This window comes from Streptomyces bambusae (assembly GCF_019400985.1).
GTDB lineage: Bacteria > Actinomycetota > Actinomycetes > Streptomycetales > Streptomycetaceae > Streptomyces > Streptomyces bambusae_A.
In genome coordinates this window covers 1-1,502 of record NZ_WTFF01000624.1, presented here as the reverse complement: position 1 = coordinate 1,502, position 1,502 = coordinate 1, and the positions used below count along the sequence as shown (strand labels likewise).

Annotated in this window: 1 protein-coding gene; it reads right to left on the bottom strand. The window is 79.7% G+C overall.

Annotated elements, in window-relative coordinates:
• Positions 1 to 56 precede the first annotated feature (56 nt).
• The coding region (locus GPJ59_RS36135) for a primosome assembly protein PriA (RefSeq protein WP_219672345.1) at positions 57 to 1,502 on the bottom strand (1,446 nt) is incomplete at its 5' end.

Here is a 1,502-nt window from a genome sequence, read left to right as displayed (position 1 = left end):
GATCGGACCTCGACTCCCCTCCCCCTACGGGATCTTCCTCCGCCCCGGAAACCGCCTCAGCCGATGTCCGCCGGGTCGATGCGGACCCGGACCGCGTCGGCCGCGGTCACCCCGCGGGCCAGCCGGGCCGCCTGGGCCGTCTTCAGGGCGGCCGCGAGCGCGGCGCCGCTGCCCGGCGGGACGCGGACCAGGGCCCGCTCGCCCGGGGACGGCTCGCCCCGCCGGCCGGGCAGCGGGACCGGGCCCAGCACCTCGGCGTCGGGCGGGAGTTCCGTGGCGGCGAGGAAGGACTCCACCGCCTCGCGGCGGCCGGCCACCGACGCCATCCGGGACACGGGCGGGAAGCCGAGCTGGGCGCGCTCGGCGAGTTCGCGCAGCGCGTGGCCGACGGGGTCCCACCGGACGAGGGCCTGGACGGGCCGCAGGGTCGGCTCGGCGACCACGACGACCTGGCCGTCGCCGCGGACCAGGGAGGCAGCGGCGATCCACCGGCGCAGCGCGTCCTCGCCCGCCCGCAGGTCGGGCCGGCCCAGCATGGCCCAGCCGTCGAGCAGCAGGGCGGCCGCGTAGCCGGCGCCCTCGGCGACCGGTTCGGCGCCGGGGGTGGACACCACGAGCGCGGGCCGCTCGGGCACGGTGTCGAGGACGTGGTCGCGCCCGGAGGTGCGGACCGGGACGGCCGGGAAGGCCCGGCCCAGTTCCTCGGCGGTGCGCCGGGCACCGACGACCTGGGCGCGCAGCCGGAAGGAGCCGCACTCCTCGCAGTGCCAGGAGGGCTCCGGGCGGCCGCACCAGCCGCAGTGCAGGTCCCGCTCGTCGGGCGCCTCCAGCGGCCCGGCGCAGGTGCGGCAGCGGGCCGGGGCCCGGCAGTTCTGGCACGCCAGCCGGGGCACGTATCCGCGGCGGGGCACCTGGACCAGGACGGGGCCGGTCCTCAGCGCGTCGCGCACGGTCTCCCAGGCCAGGCTCGGCAGCCGGGCGGCGCGCGCGGCCTCGTCGCGGGCCAGCAGCTCGTCGCCGACGGTGCGCACGCGCGGCGCGGCCGCCCGTACGGTCTCGCGGTCGGCGGTCAGCGGCCGGGCCCAGCCGGACTCGACCAGCTGGGCGGCCTCGACGGTGCAGCTGGTGCCGCCGGCGAGGAAGGCGCAGCCCTCGCCGACCGCCCGCAGCTCCAGCACCTCCCGTACGTGCGGGAAGGGGGCGTTGTCGTCGCTGTGGCTGGTGTCCCCGTCGTCCCAGATCGCGACCAGGCCGAGGTCGCGGACCGGCGCGAACATCGCCGCCCGGGTGCCGACGACGGCCCGCACGGAGCCGCGGTGCACGGCGAGCCACTGGCGGTAGCGCTTCTCGGGGCCGGACTCGGCGGTGAGCAGGGCGTGCCGGCCGGGCCCGAGCAGCGCGGTGAGCGCCGCGTCGACCCGGGCGGCGGTGCGCCCGTCGGGCAGTACGGCGATCGCCCCGCGGCCGGAGGCGAGCGTGGCCGCGACGGCGCGGGCGAGCTC